General features: G+C 64.5%; 18 protein-coding genes and 1 riboswitch. All 18 genes read right to left on the reverse strand.

The genetic code is table 11. The annotated features are described in order from the left end of the window. Positions 1 to 901 (reverse strand): P-type conjugative transfer protein TrbL (trbL, locus tag HV742_RS23595; protein ID WP_175146520.1); only part of this gene is annotated, 901 nt, incomplete at its 3' end. Further along, on the reverse strand, positions 898 to 1,182 hold the full coding sequence (locus HV742_RS23600; protein ID WP_437340599.1) for an EexN family lipoprotein: 285 nt from the start codon (positions 1,180 to 1,182) through the stop codon (positions 898 to 900). The genes HV742_RS23600 and trbL, both read right to left, overlap by 4 nt. Positions 1,183 to 1,211: 29 nt before the next feature. Further along, the gene (gene trbJ / locus HV742_RS23605; RefSeq protein ID WP_175146522.1) at positions 1,212 to 1,940 is read right to left on the reverse strand and encodes a P-type conjugative transfer protein TrbJ; all 729 of its coding nucleotides are present in this window, start codon (positions 1,938 to 1,940) and stop codon (positions 1,212 to 1,214) included. Further along, entirely contained in the window at positions 1,937 to 4,396 is a 2,460-nt protein-coding gene (gene trbE / locus HV742_RS23610) for a conjugal transfer protein TrbE (RefSeq protein ID WP_175146523.1), read from the reverse strand. Before trbE ends, trbJ begins: the two co-directional genes overlap by 4 nt. 12 nt (positions 4,397 to 4,408) lie before the next feature. Then, the gene (locus HV742_RS23615; protein WP_175146524.1) at positions 4,409 to 4,681 is read right to left on the reverse strand and encodes a VirB3 family type IV secretion system protein; all 273 of its coding nucleotides are present in this window, start codon (positions 4,679 to 4,681) and stop codon (positions 4,409 to 4,411) included. Further along, on the reverse strand, positions 4,678 to 5,070 hold the full coding sequence (locus tag HV742_RS23620) for a TrbC/VirB2 family type IV secretion system protein (RefSeq protein ID WP_175146525.1): 393 nt from the start codon (positions 5,068 to 5,070) through the stop codon (positions 4,678 to 4,680). The genes HV742_RS23615 and HV742_RS23620 overlap by 4 nt, the downstream gene beginning before the upstream one ends. Further along, on the reverse strand, positions 5,067 to 6,104 hold the full coding sequence (gene trbB, locus HV742_RS23625; RefSeq protein WP_175146526.1) for a P-type conjugative transfer ATPase TrbB: 1,038 nt from the start codon (positions 6,102 to 6,104) through the stop codon (positions 5,067 to 5,069). Before trbB ends, HV742_RS23620 begins: the two co-directional genes overlap by 4 nt. Continuing rightward, positions 6,101 to 6,565, reverse strand: a complete 465-nt coding sequence (locus HV742_RS23630) for a CopG family transcriptional regulator (protein ID WP_175146527.1) — start codon at positions 6,563 to 6,565, stop codon at positions 6,101 to 6,103. The genes trbB and HV742_RS23630 overlap by 4 nt, the downstream gene beginning before the upstream one ends. Beyond that, complete coding sequence (locus HV742_RS23635) at positions 6,562 to 8,571, reverse strand: conjugal transfer protein TraG (protein WP_175146528.1); 2,010 nt, start codon at positions 8,569 to 8,571, stop codon at positions 6,562 to 6,564. Before HV742_RS23635 ends, HV742_RS23630 begins: the two co-directional genes overlap by 4 nt. A gap of 215 nt (positions 8,572 to 8,786) precedes the next feature. Further along, positions 8,787 to 9,020 (reverse strand): EexN family lipoprotein, encoded by a 234-nt coding sequence (locus tag HV742_RS23640; protein ID WP_496350041.1) that lies wholly within the window; start codon positions 9,018 to 9,020, stop codon positions 8,787 to 8,789. 14 nt (positions 9,021 to 9,034) lie between these two features. Continuing rightward, positions 9,035 to 9,940 (reverse strand): LysR family transcriptional regulator, encoded by a 906-nt coding sequence (locus HV742_RS23645; protein ID WP_175146530.1) that lies wholly within the window; start codon positions 9,938 to 9,940, stop codon positions 9,035 to 9,037. Positions 9,941 to 9,975: 35 nt separating this feature from the next. Next, positions 9,976 to 10,599, reverse strand: coding sequence for a histidine phosphatase family protein (locus tag HV742_RS23650; RefSeq protein ID WP_175146531.1), 624 nt, complete (start codon positions 10,597 to 10,599; stop codon positions 9,976 to 9,978). 29 nt (positions 10,600 to 10,628) lie between these two features. Continuing rightward, complete coding sequence (eno, locus tag HV742_RS23655) at positions 10,629 to 11,912, reverse strand: phosphopyruvate hydratase (protein ID WP_175146532.1); 1,284 nt, start codon at positions 11,910 to 11,912, stop codon at positions 10,629 to 10,631. An 82-nt stretch (positions 11,913 to 11,994) separates the two neighbouring features. Then, positions 11,995 to 12,279: a hypothetical protein gene (locus HV742_RS23660; RefSeq protein ID WP_175146533.1), complete on the reverse strand. Its 285-nt coding sequence runs from the start codon at positions 12,277 to 12,279 to the stop codon at positions 11,995 to 11,997. Positions 12,280 to 12,328: 49 nt separating this feature from the next. After that, the gene (locus HV742_RS23665; RefSeq protein ID WP_175146534.1) at positions 12,329 to 12,652 is read right to left on the reverse strand and encodes a DUF190 domain-containing protein; all 324 of its coding nucleotides are present in this window, start codon (positions 12,650 to 12,652) and stop codon (positions 12,329 to 12,331) included. 14 nt (positions 12,653 to 12,666) lie between these two features. Continuing rightward, positions 12,667 to 13,056 (reverse strand): fluoride efflux transporter CrcB, encoded by a 390-nt coding sequence (gene crcB, locus HV742_RS23670; RefSeq protein WP_175146535.1) that lies wholly within the window; start codon positions 13,054 to 13,056, stop codon positions 12,667 to 12,669. Positions 13,057 to 13,058: 2 nt separating this feature from the next. Continuing rightward, entirely contained in the window at positions 13,059 to 13,469 is a 411-nt protein-coding gene (locus HV742_RS23675) for a hypothetical protein (RefSeq protein WP_175146536.1), read from the reverse strand. Next, positions 13,469 to 14,836 carry a voltage-gated chloride channel family protein gene (locus tag HV742_RS23680; protein ID WP_175146537.1) on the reverse strand — a complete coding sequence of 456 codons (1,368 nt, stop codon included), beginning with the start codon at positions 14,834 to 14,836 and terminating at the stop codon, positions 13,469 to 13,471. The genes HV742_RS23675 and HV742_RS23680 overlap by 1 nt, the downstream gene beginning before the upstream one ends. Before the next feature lie 83 nt (positions 14,837 to 14,919). Beyond that, a riboswitch (Fluoride riboswitch) is annotated at positions 14,920 to 14,992 on the reverse strand. Between the last annotated feature and the right edge of the window lie 93 nt (positions 14,993 to 15,085).

Raw genomic sequence — 15,085 nt, forward strand, 5'->3', positions numbered from 1 at the left:
CAGCGCCACCGACGCCCGTGGCCGCAGCGCCCACGGCAACGGCGGTGCCGGCCGCGCCCAGCGCGGCGCCGGCCATCGCGCCCGCGCCGAGTTGCGGGCCGCCCGATACCAGCCCGGTCGCAATGCCTGGCCCGAAGATGCCCAGCGCCAGCAGGGTCAGCGAGGCCAGCATGACGACGACCGAATGGTCGATGGATGGCTCGGCCGGTTGCACCTGAAACTCCGCGAACAAGCCCGAGCCGATGCCCACGATGACGGCCAGCACCAGCACCTTGATGCCCGACGACACCACGTTGCCCAGTACCTTTTCTGCAAGGAACGCGGTCTTGCTCCAGAGGGCGAACGGCACCAGCACGAAGCCCGCGAGCGTCGTCAATTTGAACTCGATCAGCGTGATGAAAAGCTGGATCGCCAACACGAAAAAGCACAGCAGGACGATCAACCACGCGAGGAACATCACGACGATGGGCGTGATGTTCACGAACACCTCGGGAAAGCCCGCCATGTCGCCGATTTGGTCGAGGATCGGCGCCCCGGCGTCGATGCCGATCTTGGCCAGCCTTCCCGGATGCAGGAAGTTCTCCATGCTCAAGGTCGAGCCGCTGGCCGTCAGGCCCAGGCCCGCGAACGAGCGGAACACGATGCCGGCCAGCCAGTTGAAGTTGCCGATGATGTAGGCGAAGGCACCGACGTAGAGCACCTTGCGGATTAACTTGGCGATCACGTCTTCGCCCTGGCCGGTGGCATGGCTCATCGCCCAGAACAGCCCGGCGATCGTCATGTCGATGACGATCAGCGTGGCGGTCAGAAACGCCACCTCGCCATGCAGCAGGCCAAAGCCCGAGTCGATGTAGCGCGAGAACGTATCGAGGAAGCGGTCGATGATGGTCACGTCGTTCATGGCGAGTTCTCCTTCCCAGGCCCGTTGTCATCGGCGGGTTCATCGAAGCTGGGTGGAATCGGCGGCAGGTCGGTGAGCGTCTGGTACTCGCCGGGGCCGGCCTTGCCGGAGAGAAAGCGGCGCAGGTCGGCTCGGGCCACCTGTGCGCAGAACGCGCCGCCGTGCTCGCCCGCGCGGCATTGCGCGCGCAGCGCGTGCAGCCGGGACGGGTCGGCGGCCAGCGCAGCCGCCGAAGGCGGCTGGTCGCAGCCGGACAGCAGGAGCGCAGCGAAGGCGAGCATGACGGTCGCGTTTTTCACGGCCGCCTCCGTCAGTGGTTGTAGAAATCGACGGACTGCGGCGTGTACGGCGTGCCGCTGCCCAGGAAGCGCCGCGTTACTTCGCGCCCGCGCTCTGTGGCTGCGGCCTGCCGCGCCAGCTCCAATGCGGTGGCTCGGTCTTGCGTGATCTGGAGCCGCTGCGACTGGATCGACTGCTTGGCCTGCAAGGCGAGCAACTGGTTCATGGCCTGCATCGCCTGCAACGCGCCTTCGGCCGATTGGCTCTTGCCCACGAGGTCGGCCAGCACGCCTTCGTCAACGCCCAGGTTCTGCGACACCTGCGCCTGCATCTGCATGGTGGTCTGCAAGCCGTTGAGCGTGTTCTTCCAACGCTCCTGCGTGTCACGGTACATCTGGTCGCCGCTGACGGTGGCGGCGTACTGCTCGGGGTACAGGCGTGCAAACTCCTGATCCAGATTCGTCACGTCGTAGGCCAAGCCCTTCGCCTGGGCGATCAGCCGCTCGGTCGTCGCTAGGTTGGTGCGCAACTGGCCGACCACGCTGGACGGCAGGCTGGCGAGGTTGCGCGCCTGGTTCATCAGCATCTGCGCTTCGTTCTGGAGCTGCTGGATCTGGTTGTTGATCTGCTCCAGCGTGCGGATCGCGGTCAGCGTGTTTTGCACAAGGTTCGTGGGATCAATCACGACCCATTGCGCGTGTACGGTGGAAACGGTGCAAAGCATGGCCGCGACGGCAGCGGCGATGAGTCGCTTTTTCATGGCTGGTTCTCCTGTGGGTGGTCAGCGGTACGGAGGGAACCCGGCGTGAGGCCGGGGAACGAGGGCAGTAGGTCAGCCGCCCAATCGAGGCCGCGATGGCGTAGCCAAGCGCCGGCGAAGCCGGGCACCCCGGCATCCAGCCGCACGCGGTCTATGTCGCGCTGGTCTTGCGGCGTGGAAGCGCCTACGAACGCGAGCGCAGCCGCCCCCAGGTCGAGGTCGAACAGGCGGTTGCCGAGGCGGGATTGGTAGTAGTAGTCGCGCTTGGGCTGCGCGGTGGCGACGATTTCGATCTGGCGGTTGTTGAGGCCGAAGCCCTGATAGATCGTCTTGATCTGCGGCTCGGTCGCCTGCGGGTTCGGCAGGAAGATGCGGCTCGCGCAGCTTTCGACGATCGCGGGCGCGATGCTCGAATCCTTGATGTCCGCGAGCGACTGCGTGGCGAAGATGACGCTGACGTTCTTCTTGCGCAGCGTCTTGAGCCACTGGCGGATGCGCGCGGCAAACACCGGGTCATCCAAGAACAGCCACGCTTCATCGAGGATCAGCAGCGTGGGCGCACCGTCGAAGCGTTCATCGAAGCGTGCAAAGAGGTAATGCAGCACGGCCATGACGGCGGCCTTGCTGTGCATCAGCTCCTCCATCTCGAAGCCCTGCACGTCGGCGCTGCCCAGCCGGTCGTGGTCGGCGTCCAGCAGCTTGCCGTGCGCGCCGCCGAGCACATACGGCGCAAGCGCCTGGCGCAGCGCGTTCGATTGCAGCAGCACCGACAAGCCCGTCATCGTGCGCTGCTCCACCGGCGCACCGGCGAGGCTGCCGAGTGCCGACCAGATGGCGGCCTTCTCGTCGGGGCCGACCGCCACGCCTTCGTGCAGCAAGCGGCCTTCGATCCATTCGGCCGCCCAGGTGCGGTAGCCTTCGCGGTCGATACGGGCAAGCGGCTGGAAGGCGATTTCGCCATCCGTGCCCAGGTCGTAGTGCTCGCCGCCCAGCCCGAGGATCGTGGCGCGCATGGAGCGGCCCATGTCGAACGCGAAGATGCGCGAGCCGCGATAGCGGCGAAACTGCATCGCCAGCGTGGCGAGTAAGACCGATTTGCCCATGCCGGTCGGGCCGGCGACCAGCGTGTGGCCCACGTCGCCGATGTGCGTGACCAGCCGGAACGGCGTCGCGCCATCAGTGCGGGTGACGATCAGCGGCGGGCCGTCGAGGTGGGCGTTCTTCTCCGGCCCGGCCCATACCGCCGACAGCGGCATCATGTGCGCCAGGTTCAGCGTCGAGACGATGGGCTGGCGCACGTTGGCATAGGCGTTACCGGGGATGGACGACAGCCACGCATCGACCGCGTTCAAGGTCTCGGGGATGGTCACGAAGCCCCGTCCTTGAATCACACGCTCCACCATGCGCAGCTTTTCGTCGGCCACGGCCGGGTCGTCATCGAGCACCGTCACCGTGGCGGTCAGGTAGCCGAAGGCGACCTGATCGCTGCCCAGCTCCTGCATGGCGGCGTCCGCGTCGGCCGACTTGTTGCTGGCGTCGGTATCGACCAGCGGACTTTCCTGCTGGAAGATGGTTTCGCGCAGCAGCGCGATGACGTTTTTCCGTTTCGCAAACCACTGTCGGCGCAGGCGGCCCAGCTCCTTTTCCGCCTCGGCTTTGTCGAGGCAGAGGAACCGGGTTGACCAGTGATAGGCAAAGCCCAGGCGGTTGAGGTCGTCCAGAATCCCCGGCCAGGTCGAGGTCGGGAAGCCCCGCACCGACACCACGCGCAGGTGCTGATCGCCCAGCATGGGCGCCAGGCCGCCGACCAGCGGCGAGTCGGTCAGCAGCGCGTCGATGTGGAACGGCACCTCGGGCACCGCCAGCCGGTAGCGCCGCGTCGATACGGTGGCGTGCAGGTAGGTCAACGTCTGCGCGTCGTCCAGCCATGCGATTTCCGGCATCACGCCATCGAGCAAATCGAAGATGCGATCCGTCTCCGCCACGAAGGCGGCTAGGCGCTCGCGCCAGTCCACGCCTTCGGTGGGCCGGTTCTCGTACAGCATCCCCGCCGCACGCGCGCGCGATTCCTCGGGCGGCAGGTACACCAGCGTCAGGTGATAGCCGCTCTCGAAATGGTTGCCCGATTCCTCGAACGCTGCGCGGCGTTCTTCGTCCACCAGCCACGAAAGCGGTTCGGGGAACTCCGAGTGCGGATAGTCGGCGGCAGCGCGGCGCTCGGCCTCGATGAACAGCGCCCAGCCCGAACCCAGCCGGCGCAGCGCGTTGTTCAAGCGCGCCGAGGTGGCGATCAGTTCGCCTTGCGTGGCGCTGTCGAGGTCAGGCCCGCGAAACCGCGCCGTGCGCTGGAAACTGCCGTCCTTGTTCAAGACGACACCCGGCGCGACCAGGCCGGCCCAGGGCAGCCAGTCGGCAAGCAAGGCCGGGCGCTGGCGGTATTCGGCGAGGTTCAGCATGGCGGCGTCCCCTCACACGTCCAGCAGCGGGCGGTGCTTGATGTGTCGGGCAAAGACCTGCATGAACTGCGGATCGACGCGCGCACCCCAAACCGCCAGCGCGTGGCCGACGATCCAGAGCACGGCACCGGGAATCCAGAGTTGCAGGCCCAGCCCGACAGCGGCGGCCAGCGTGCCGTTGGCGATCGCCACGGTGCGCGGTGCGCCACCCAGCAAGATCGGCTCGGTGAGCGAGCGGTGCAAAGGCACCTCGAACCCTGCCGCGAAGCTATCCGGGGCGCTCATACGACAGCCCCGCCGGAGAAGCTGAAGAACGACAGGAAGAACGAGGACGCGGCGAAAGCGATGCTCAAGCCGAACACGATCTGGATCAGCTTGCGGAAGCCGCCCGACGTGTCGCCGAACGCGAGCGCGAGGCCCGTGGCGATGATGATGATGACCGCGACGATGCGCGCCACCGGCCCTTGGATCGACTCCAAGATCGACTGCAAGGGGCCTTCCCACGGCATCGAGGAACCGGCGGCCTGCGCGGTGCCGGCCAGGAACAGCAGTAGCGCGGACAGCAGCAGCCCTTGCGCGGCAGGACGAGCCAGGCTGTGCAGCCGGGCCAGCCTCGGCAGCCGCGAGGGCGGATTTATGGAAACATGGAAAGCAGGAATGTGCATCTGCGTCATGGCAGTTCTCCAGAGTGGTTGAGGGACGGGGAAGAAAGGTCGGACTGCGATGGCAGCTCGGGAAACGGCGTGTCCAGCGCGTCCGCCAGTTGGTAGCCCACGCCGTCGAAGCCGACGACGCGAGCGATGCTCTCGATGCGGCGCTTGTGCCCGCGCCCGGCAATGTGGATCACCACGTCCACGGCCTCGGCGATCAGCGCACGGGGCGGGTTCACCGCCACTTCGAGAATCAGTTGCTCCATGCGCAGCAGCGCGCCCAGCGCGGAACCCGCGTGGATCGTGGCGATACCGCCGGGGTGGCCCGTGCCCCACACCTTGATGAGATCCAGCGCCTCGGGGCCGCGCACCTCGCCGACGACGACGCGATCCGGTCGCAGGCGCATGGACGAGCGCACCAGCTCGGTCATAGACACTACGCCCGCGCGCGTGCGCAGCGGAACGTGGTCGCGGGCCGCGCATTGCAGCTCCACCGTGTCTTCGAGCACCAGCACGCGGTCGCCGGTGGCGGCGATTTCAGCGAGCAAGGCATTGGCGAGCGTGGTCTTGCCGCTGCTGGTGGCTCCGGCGATCAGGATGTTCTTGCGCTCGCGCACCGCGCGAACGAGAAAACCTGCTTGGGCGGCAGTCATCATCCGGTCGATGACGTACCGCTCCAGCGGGATCACGCCGATGGCGCGCTTGCGCAGCGCGAAGGCCGGCCCCGGCGCGGCGGGCGGCAAGATGCCCTCGAAGCGTTCGCCGGTTTCGGGCAGCTCGGCCGATAGCAGCGGCTGGCCGCGATGCACCTCCGCGCCGACGTGGGCCGCGACCAGGCGGATGATTCGCTCGCCATCGGCTTCGGGCAGCTCCACGCCCATCGGTGCGCGGCCCGACGACAAGCGATCCACCCAAAGGGTGCGGTCGGGGTTGAGCATGATTTCCACCACGTCGGGGTCTTCGAGCGCGGTGGCGATCAGCGGCCCCATTGCCGTGCGCAGCATCTGGATGCGCCGGTCGAGCGATGTGGCGCTCATGGATTGCGGAACGGCGCTCATGACGCACGCTCCTGCGCTTCGGCTGCTGCCGCTGCATCCTCCATCCGCATCGGGTCGGGGTGCAGTTCCTCCACCACGTCGCGCACCAGGCTGCGCCCGCGCAGCAGGTGGCGGCCAAGCTGCTCCACGAACTGCTCGAAGCGCGCCTTGCCCTGCGCGCGGGCCGCCTCTTGGTGCGCTTCGGGAACCGGCGTGCTGACGGTCAGGTAGTAGCGGATGAACAGCGCCAGCGTTTCGATGGCAATGCTCTGGTCGCGCTCCATGCGCTCGGCCTGGCGCGACAGGCGATCAAGGCGCTTGGCGATAGCCGCCTCGCGCTGGTCGGCTGCGTCCGGCGACAGCCAGGACGCCAAGGCGGCAGCGACGATGCTGGACTTGGACACGCCTTTCTTGGCGGCCAGTTCATCGAGCCGCTGGGCGTGCTCGGGCTGGATAAAGAGGTTCAGGCGGTAGTGGCTCATAGCTCGATTCCGTCGCTGGGGTCGAGGGAAGCCAGCCGGGCCGTGCGCTGCATGGCCGGGTCGAGCTGGCGAGGAAGGGGAAGCGGCAGGTCGTCGTCGTCATCGAGCAGCCCGAGGTCGGCAGCAGGCACGGCCAACTCGGGGTCATAGGCGACGGCTTCGGAAAGTTCGGGCTGACGGCGTGGGCCGCCGTCGTCGGCAGCAGCCAGGTTCCCCAGGCCATTGGCGGATGCCGTAGCCGGTGCGGCGGGCATCGGCGGAATCGCCAGCCCGCTCCAGTCGTCCGGGCGCGATGGCGGTGCATCCGCATAGCTGCCAGCGACAAGCGCCGGCGGCGGCAGCACGCGCCGCTTGAAATTGGCGTCGGCGTAGTAGCGCAGCTTCTTCGCCCGGATCGGGGCGACGCTGGACACCATCACCACAGCATCGTCCGGTGGAAGCTGCATGACTTCGCCCGGCGTCAGCAGCGGACGCGCCGTTTCCTGGCGCGACACCATCAGGTGGCCCAGCCACGGCGCGAGCCGATGGCCCGCGTAGTTGCGTTGCGCGCGCAGCTCGGTCGCGGTGCCCAGCGTCTCGGAGATGCGCTTGGCGGTGCGTTCGTCGTTGGTGGCGAACGTCACCCTGACATGGCAGTTGTCGAGGATGGAATGGTTCTGCCCATACGCCTTGTCGATCTGGTTGAGCGACTGCGCGATGAGGAAGCTGCGGATGCCGTAGCCCGCCATGAAGGCCAGCGCCGTCTCGAAGAAGTCGAGCCGGCCCAGGGCCGGAAACTCATCGAGCATCAGCAGCAGCTTGTGGCGGCGCTCGATGCCGTCGGAGCCGTCGAGCGATTCGGTCAAGCGTCGCCCGATCTGGTTGAGGATCAGGCGGATGAGCGGCTTGGTGCGCGATATGTCCGAAGGCGGAACCACCAGGTACAGCGACACCGGATGCTCGGCCGCGATCAAATCGGCGATGCGCCAATCACAACGCGACGTGACTTCGGCCACCGTGGGATCGCGGTACAGGCCGAGGAACGACATGGCGGTGCTCAACACGCCGGAGCGCTCGTTGTCCGACTTGTTGAGCACTTCGCGCGCGGCGGATGCGACTACCGGATGCGGGCCATTGCCGAGGTGCGGCGTGGTCATCATCCGGTGCAAGGTCAGCTCGAAGGGGCTGGCCGGGTCGCTGAGGAAGTTGGCGACGCCTCGCAGCGTCTTGTCCTCGCCGGCGTACAGCACATGCAGGATGGCCCCGACCAGCAGCGCATGCGAAGTCTTCTCCCAATGGTTGCGGCGTTCAAGCGCGCCTTCGGGATCGACCAGAATGTCCGCGATGTTCTGCACGTCGCGCACTTCATGTGCGCCGCGCCGCACCTCCAGCAGCGGGTTGTAGGCCGCTGACTTCGCATCCGTGGGGTTGAACAGCAGGCAGTGCGAGAAGCGTGATCGCCAGCCTGCGGTGATCTGCCAGTTCTCGCCCTTGATGTCGTGGACGACGGCAGACGAGGGCCAGGAAAGCAGCGTCGGCACCACCAGGCCGACGCCCTTGCCGCTGCGCGTCGGCGCGAAGGTCAGGACGTGTTCCGGGCCTTCGTGGCGCAGGTATTGGCGATCATGCTGGCCGAGGAACACGCCGGCTGGCTGCGTGAGGCCCGCTTTGCGAATGTCCTCCGCGTTCGCCCAGCGGGCCGAGCCATAGGTCGTGACGAGGCGCGATTGCCGCGAGCGCCATATCGACATGCCGATGGCAACGAGCACGGCCACCAAGCCGCTGCCGCCCGCGATGGCTCCCCCAATGTCGAAGATGCGCGGTGCGTAGCCATCGAAGAAGAACCACCACTCGAACAACCGCCACGGGTGATAGACCGGCGTGCCGAAGAAATCGAACCAGGGCAAGCCAAGGCGTAGCTGATAACCCAGGGCGGCGGCTGTCCACTGTGTGGCGCTCCACACACCGGCGACCACGATGCCGAATACCACGGCGATCTGGCCGAACAGCACGTTCGTCCCTTGCATTGCCTGCCTCCGATCACGGCACGAGGGAGTGCCGCAACGACGAGGATCAAGGCGTCTGCGCAGGCCGGTCAAAGGCCGTTATGGCGGCAATTCAGGCCGAAAAGACAAGATTTCTTACTGGAGCGGAGAAAATAAAAACGCCGCTAACGCGAGAGCGTTGCGGCGTATAGAGGTAACAGTCAGGACTTCGTCGTAGTGGCGCGACTGCAAGGGATTTATTGGGTCTTTTGCTCCGGACGGTTGCCGAAGAAGCGCCGTTTAGCGGCCTCGGCCGCGCGCACGCATAGTTCGTCGCCGACGTTGGCGCGATCCTCCTTGCATTGCCGCTGGATTTCCTTAATGCGATCAGGATGAGCTACGAGGAAGTCCACGCTTTCTGAGGGCTGGGACGGGCCGCACGCAGTCAACGTAGCGGTTAGCAGCAGCAGTAGTTTGTTCATAGCTCCAATCCTTTCATGGACGGTTATGAATCGTCGGTCGCATCCGCTTCATCAATGCAGCCTACTCGTTCCACGAACCGAGTCAGCATCTCCGAAGGCTCCTTGTCGCGCCGTAACAGATAGGTCGTAAGCAAGGGCTGCTTACCCGCCAGCGGTCGCGCGATGACACCCGGGTCTCTGCTGGCTGTGATGTGGGCAGCGCCTGCCAGGCCCAATGCGATTCCAGCAGAAACGAAGGTCATCATAAGGTCGTAAGACGTGACATGCTGAACGATCATCGGCTCCAGCTTTTGCTTGCGAAGTATGCGATCTATTTGACGTGCGTGCCCTTCACACGCCGCCGGATCGCCCAGCACTAGCGGATAGCGCAATACTTCCTCCAGCGGAACTCGCCTGTAGGCGAGCACGGGATGACGCGCTGGGACTGCCACCATTACTTCGTCTTCCCAAGCGGGAGCGACCAAGATGCCGTCCCCCACGTCATCTGCCATCGAAAAGCCCGCGTCGTACAAATCGCTGTGCAGACCTTTGATCTGTTGGGACAAGGGCACCTCAAATAGCCGTATCTCTACTTCGGGGTCTTCTTCTCGGCACCGTGCCAACAAGGCAGGTAAGCGCGAAGGCGTGACTCCATCTGACAAGGCAATTCGCAACTGCCCATGAAAGCCGTTGGCAGCAGACTTTACGCTGTCGCGCGCTTGATCCAACGCAGCGAAGATGCGTGGCACATGCTCCAAGAACAGCCGACCAGCGCGAGTTAGTTGCGTGCTGCGGGTAGTGCGGATGAAGAGGTGAGCGCCAAGTTCCTCCTCCAATTCCTTGATGGTGCGGGACAGCGGAGACTGGTCAATGTGCAATCGTTCGGCAGCGCGGGCGAAGTGAAGTTCTTCCGCGACGGCCAGGAAGCAACGCAGGTGTCGAATCTCCATTTCTGTTGCCTCCCGTTACCGGCGCGTCGGACGCTTCATCCGTTCACCATCATTAGGTGGTGGCTTTCGTTAATACGGTGAATAGTGAAGGTTTGGCCTTCAACAGAGAGTTCGTTTAAGCAGCATGGCTCCTGTTTGATGCGCCAGTAGCGCAACAACGGCAATCCGAGGCTGTGCAGAAGAATCACCCGGTTGATGCTGTCGTGGCCGACAAGAACAACAGTCTGATTTTGATGGTGATGAAGTACGTGTTGCAGTACCTCGACGCCACGAGCCAAGACAGCAGCCAATGTTTCGCCGCCTGGGATGGCCGCCATGTCGGGAGAGTCAAACCATACCTGTAGCTCTTCGGGCCAGCGTGCTCGTACCTCGTCGTGCGTTAGGCCCTGCCATTGCCCGTAGTGGGTATCGGCCAAATTGGAAAGTTGCTCGGCATGGGCACCAGTGGCGCGGGCAATGGCGTCTCCGGTGCGCACACAGCGCGATAGCGGACTGGTGTAGATCGCGTGGGGCTTCCAGCCCTGGGCGACGCGCTGGCCTAGCGCCTCGGCTTGGCGTTCTCCAAGAGCTGACAGCGGAATCTCAGCGCGGCCACGAAAGCGTTCAGGTGCGATCCAATCTACATGGCCGTGCCGTGTCAGGACGATGGTTGTTGTCATCAGATGTACTCCAGGTGGTTGAAAATTGGTCAGCGGACGAACGCTCCGCTCCCTGCATAGACGGCCGCAGCTCCTAGCTCTTCCTCGATGCGCATGAGCTGGTTGTACTTTTCAACGCGCTCGCCACGACAAGGCGCGCCGGTTTTCAGATGCCCGGTTCCCAGCGCGACAGTGAGATCGGCGATGAAGCTGTCCACGGTTTCACCGCTGCGGTGCGACACCATTGCGCCCCAGCCGGCCAGATAAGCCGCATCGACAGCGGCGCGGGTTTCGGTGAGCGTGCCGACCTGGTTGGGCTTGATGAGGACTGCGTTCGCCACGTCGTCACGAATGCCGCGCTCGATACGTGCGACGTTGGTCACGAACAGGTCATCACCAACCAGCTCGATCTTGCTTCCGAGAGCTTGGTTCAGCAGCTTCCATCCATCCCAATCGTCCTCCGCAAGACCGTCTTCCAGCACAGCAATGGGATACCTTGCGATCCAGTCCGCATACAGCTCCACCATTTGAGCGGCGGTGATGCTGCGTCCCTCGCTGCGAAGGTGGTAAAGGCCGTTCTCATAGAAGCCACTCGACGCGGGATCGAGCGCGATCACCACATCCTCACCAGGCGCGTAACCCGCGCTTTGAATCGCCACAAGAATCAGTTCCACCGCGTCGCTGTTGCGCTTCAAGGCCGGCGCAAAACCGCCTTCATCGCCGACCGCCGTGGAATGGCCGCGCTCTTTCAGGGTCGTGCGCAGGCAGTGATAGATTTCCGCGCCCCAGCGCAGGCCCTCGGTGAAGCTGGATGCTCCAATGGGAGCGATCATGAACTCTTGGAAATCCGTGCCCTGCCAGTTCGCATGCACGCCGCCGTTGAGGACGTTGAACATCGGAACCGGCATGCGGCAAGCCTGCGGTCCGCCAAGGTATCGAAACAGCGGCAATCCGCCAGCTTGGGCGGCCGCCCGCGCCACGGCCAGACTCACACCCAGGATGGCATTGGCCCCGAGCCTGCCTTTGTTCGGCGTGCCGTCGAACTCGATCAATGCACGGTCGATGCCTGCTTGATCTTGAGCGTCCAGGCCATGCAAAACGGCCGCAATGGCCTTATTGACGTGGCCGACAGCCCTGCATACACCTTTGCCAGCAAAACGCTGCGGGTCACCGTCGCGCAACTCGACGGCCTCATGGATTCCCGTCGAAGCACCCGATGGCACGGCCGCGCGGCCGGTCGCCCCGCCGATCAGCCGCACATCGACCTCGATGGTGGGATTGCCGCGTGAGTCCAGGATTTCGCGGGCATGTACTGTCTGGATGGCCGACGCCATATACCACTCCGATAGGAAAGAAGGCAGAAGAAATGCGACGCCACACCCCATCGGGTTCCCGCCGTCGCGCTGAACACCTGGCTCAGTTGCTGGACTGTCTTGCCCCCAGCTCTGCACCCGTGAGGCACGCAGTGGAACCGTCCACGACACGGGCCTGGCAGGACGCCTCGTCAGGCGTGCGGTCGTAGATAAAACCACCCTCAACGAAGCTGACGCTGTACCACGCGGATTCGACCAAGCGCGGCCCTTGGCCCGCGAGCCACAACAGCGCCACCGCCCACACCGCCAATGCGGCGAATAAGCGTGCGTTCTCCCGGCACCAGTCATGCACGGTGGGTTCAGGACGAAGGTTGCGAACGGTCAACATGGTGAGTCTCCTTGTGGTTGGGGGGATACTTCCGGAAGGGCGTGCCGGTTCACTTCACAGCCTTGCCCACGCGCCCGTACTCGATAGGCACCTTCACGTAGGTCAGGTTGATTTCTTCCTGCGCCAGCGCGTCCATCAGCCGCTGGCACGCTGCGTCATCGACCGAGACAGTGATCGCCAGCGGCTGGTCGGCCAGCTCGAAAAAATGCGCGGAATGGAAGCGGCCGAGATGATCGAATCCATCCCCCCCGCCTACCAGCGTGCCGCCGGCAGCGCCGTTGTCCTTGGCAAGTTTCAGCAGCCACTCGCCGATGGGCGTGTGGCCGTGCCGCCGGTCTTGCTCCGTAAAAAACGTGAGTTGATAGCCTTTCATTGCAGCTCCTTAGATCAGTGGTGGCGAACAAGAGAGATCGTGACCATGCCGAGCGCCGTCATGGCGAGCGAGCCGCACACATGCAAAGCCAGCATGCCGGCCGACCAGCCCAGGCGGCCATCGCGCAGCAGCGTCAGCAGCTCGGCCGAGAACGTGGAGAAGGTGGACAGCCCGCCGGCCAGGCCCGTGATGACGAACAGCCGCCATGCCGGCGACAGGTTCGGCATCGCGGCGAAGAAGGCGATAGCAGCGCCCACGATGTAGGCCGCGATGAGGTTGGAGGCCAGGGTGCCCATCGGAATGGCCGGCACGAGCGCATTCATGCTCAGACTCAAGCCGTAGCGCGTCAAAGCACCGATAACCGATCCGATGCTGATGGCGATGATTCCGTAGAGGCCGGCCATCGTTAACCGGCCTTGCCTGCGTGTGAGGCGTGTGTGGGATGCGCAAGCCGGTTATGACTCAGCGGCAACTCGCACAAGAACAGAACCGCATGCACCTTGCGCAGCTCTTCGGCGTGCTCGTGCATGAAGTCGCGCAAGCGCTGCTCGGTGTCCAGCAGTTCCAGGCATTGCGGGTGCCGCATGCCGGTCAGCTCGGGATGGTGATGCGACAGCCGTTCGCCGGGCAGGTAGCCGGAACTGACCTGGTGCAGCATGGCTTGCACGATGTTGGCCTTCTTGGCGACCGTCAACAGGTGGTGCGCGAGCGCCGGCGCGCTGAGGTGGTGCCAGAAGCGCGTCGCCTTGGCCTTGGTGGAAATTGGAAAGTAGAGCCGCAAGGCGGCGATGTGCTGCTGGCTGGCTTTCGAGGTCATCAGACGTTTTCCTTATGGATGACGGGTGTTTCGGCCTTGCTCTTTGGCGTCGATTCATCCTTGGCAGGCTCGGTCTTTTGCTTGCGAAAGTGCGCCAGGTCAGCGATGCGCAGTTCCTCGGGCACGGCGTTGCGGTGTTTGCTGTGCTTGCTGTGGCCCACGCGCTGGGCGTGGTAGATGCCGGTGTGCCCCGAGAACAGGTAGGCCGTAATGCACCCAATCGCAGCCAGCGGGCCGATATCTGCCCCGAACAACTCCATCGCCATCAGCGTCGTGGCGATCGGCGTGTTGGCCGCACCTGCGAACACGGCCACGAAGCCGATGCCCGCCAACATGGGGAATGGCAAGTGCAGCAGCGGTGCCAGGGCATTGCCCAGCGTGGCCCCGATGTAGAACAGCGGCGTGACTTCGCCGCCCTTGAAGCCAGTCCCGAGCGACAGAACGGTGAACACCAGCTTGCCGAGGAAATCCCACGGCCGCATCGGCTCCTGGAACGAGCGCACGATGTCGGGAATGCCCAGGCCGATGTAGTTGTAGGCATCGAGCGCCCACACGGCGGTGGCGATCACCACGCCGCCTACGAAGGGGCGCAGGGGTGCGTAGGCGATTCGCCGCTTCACCAGCGCACCGAGCTTGTGGGCGGCCGTGGCGAACACTGCGCCTACCAGTCCGAACAGGATGCCGGCCAACACAACCGCCAGCACGCTCCATGCGCCGATGGGCACGATTTCGGGGATGGAGTAGTGCGTATGGTGAACGCCAAAGGCAAGGCACACCTGATCTGCCACGATGGCGGCGACCACGCACGGAAACAGCGCGTCATACCGCATGCGACCAATCGCCAGCACTTCCAGGCCGAACACGGCCCCGGCCAACGGCGTACCGAACACGGCGGCAAAGCCGGCGCTCACGCCCGTCATCAGCACGATGCGCCGATCCTCGTGCTTCAAGCGGAAAACATGGGTGAGCTGATCGGCGAGCGCGCCGCTCATCTGCACGGCCGTCCCTTCGCGGCCGACGGATGCGCCGAACAGGTGAGAAATGACCGTGCCGCCCAGGACAAGCGGTGCCATGCGCAGCGGCACGACCTTCTTGGGATCGTGAATCTCGTCAATGATGAGGTTGTTGCCGCCGTCCACCTCCTTGCCCAGCAGGTGATAGATCAGCCCGACGCCGAGGCCGGCCAAGGGCAGCAGCCAAATGATCCAGCGGTGGGCTTCACGCCACTCGGTGGCTCGATCCAGCGACAGGAGAAAGAAGGCCGAGGCACTGCCCGCCAGGGCGGCAACAACGCTGGCAATGACGAGCCATTTGCCCAGATAAGGCAACAGCTCGATTTGTTCTGGACGGCGGAGGTATCTGCGCATTGGTCATTCGCTCGAATTTCATCGGGCTGACCAAGGGCAAAAGGGGTGTGAACGCGAGCGCCTACAGCCCCGACCGAGGTCAGGTGTCTGTAGGCGTCATCAGCAGCTTAGAACGGCTGCGGTTGGGGTAGGAGGAACGCCATCTCCCTGCGCGCATTATGCACAAATTTCACATCGCGGTCTAGCCGTATCACAGCAAATACGCTAGTTGCACATCTGACAAGACTTTATGGAACGATTGAAATGTTA

Origin of the sequence: Achromobacter ruhlandii (assembly GCF_902859695.1) — a bacterium.
In the GTDB taxonomy this organism is placed as follows: Bacteria; Pseudomonadota; Gammaproteobacteria; order Burkholderiales; family Burkholderiaceae_B; genus Achromobacter; species Achromobacter ruhlandii.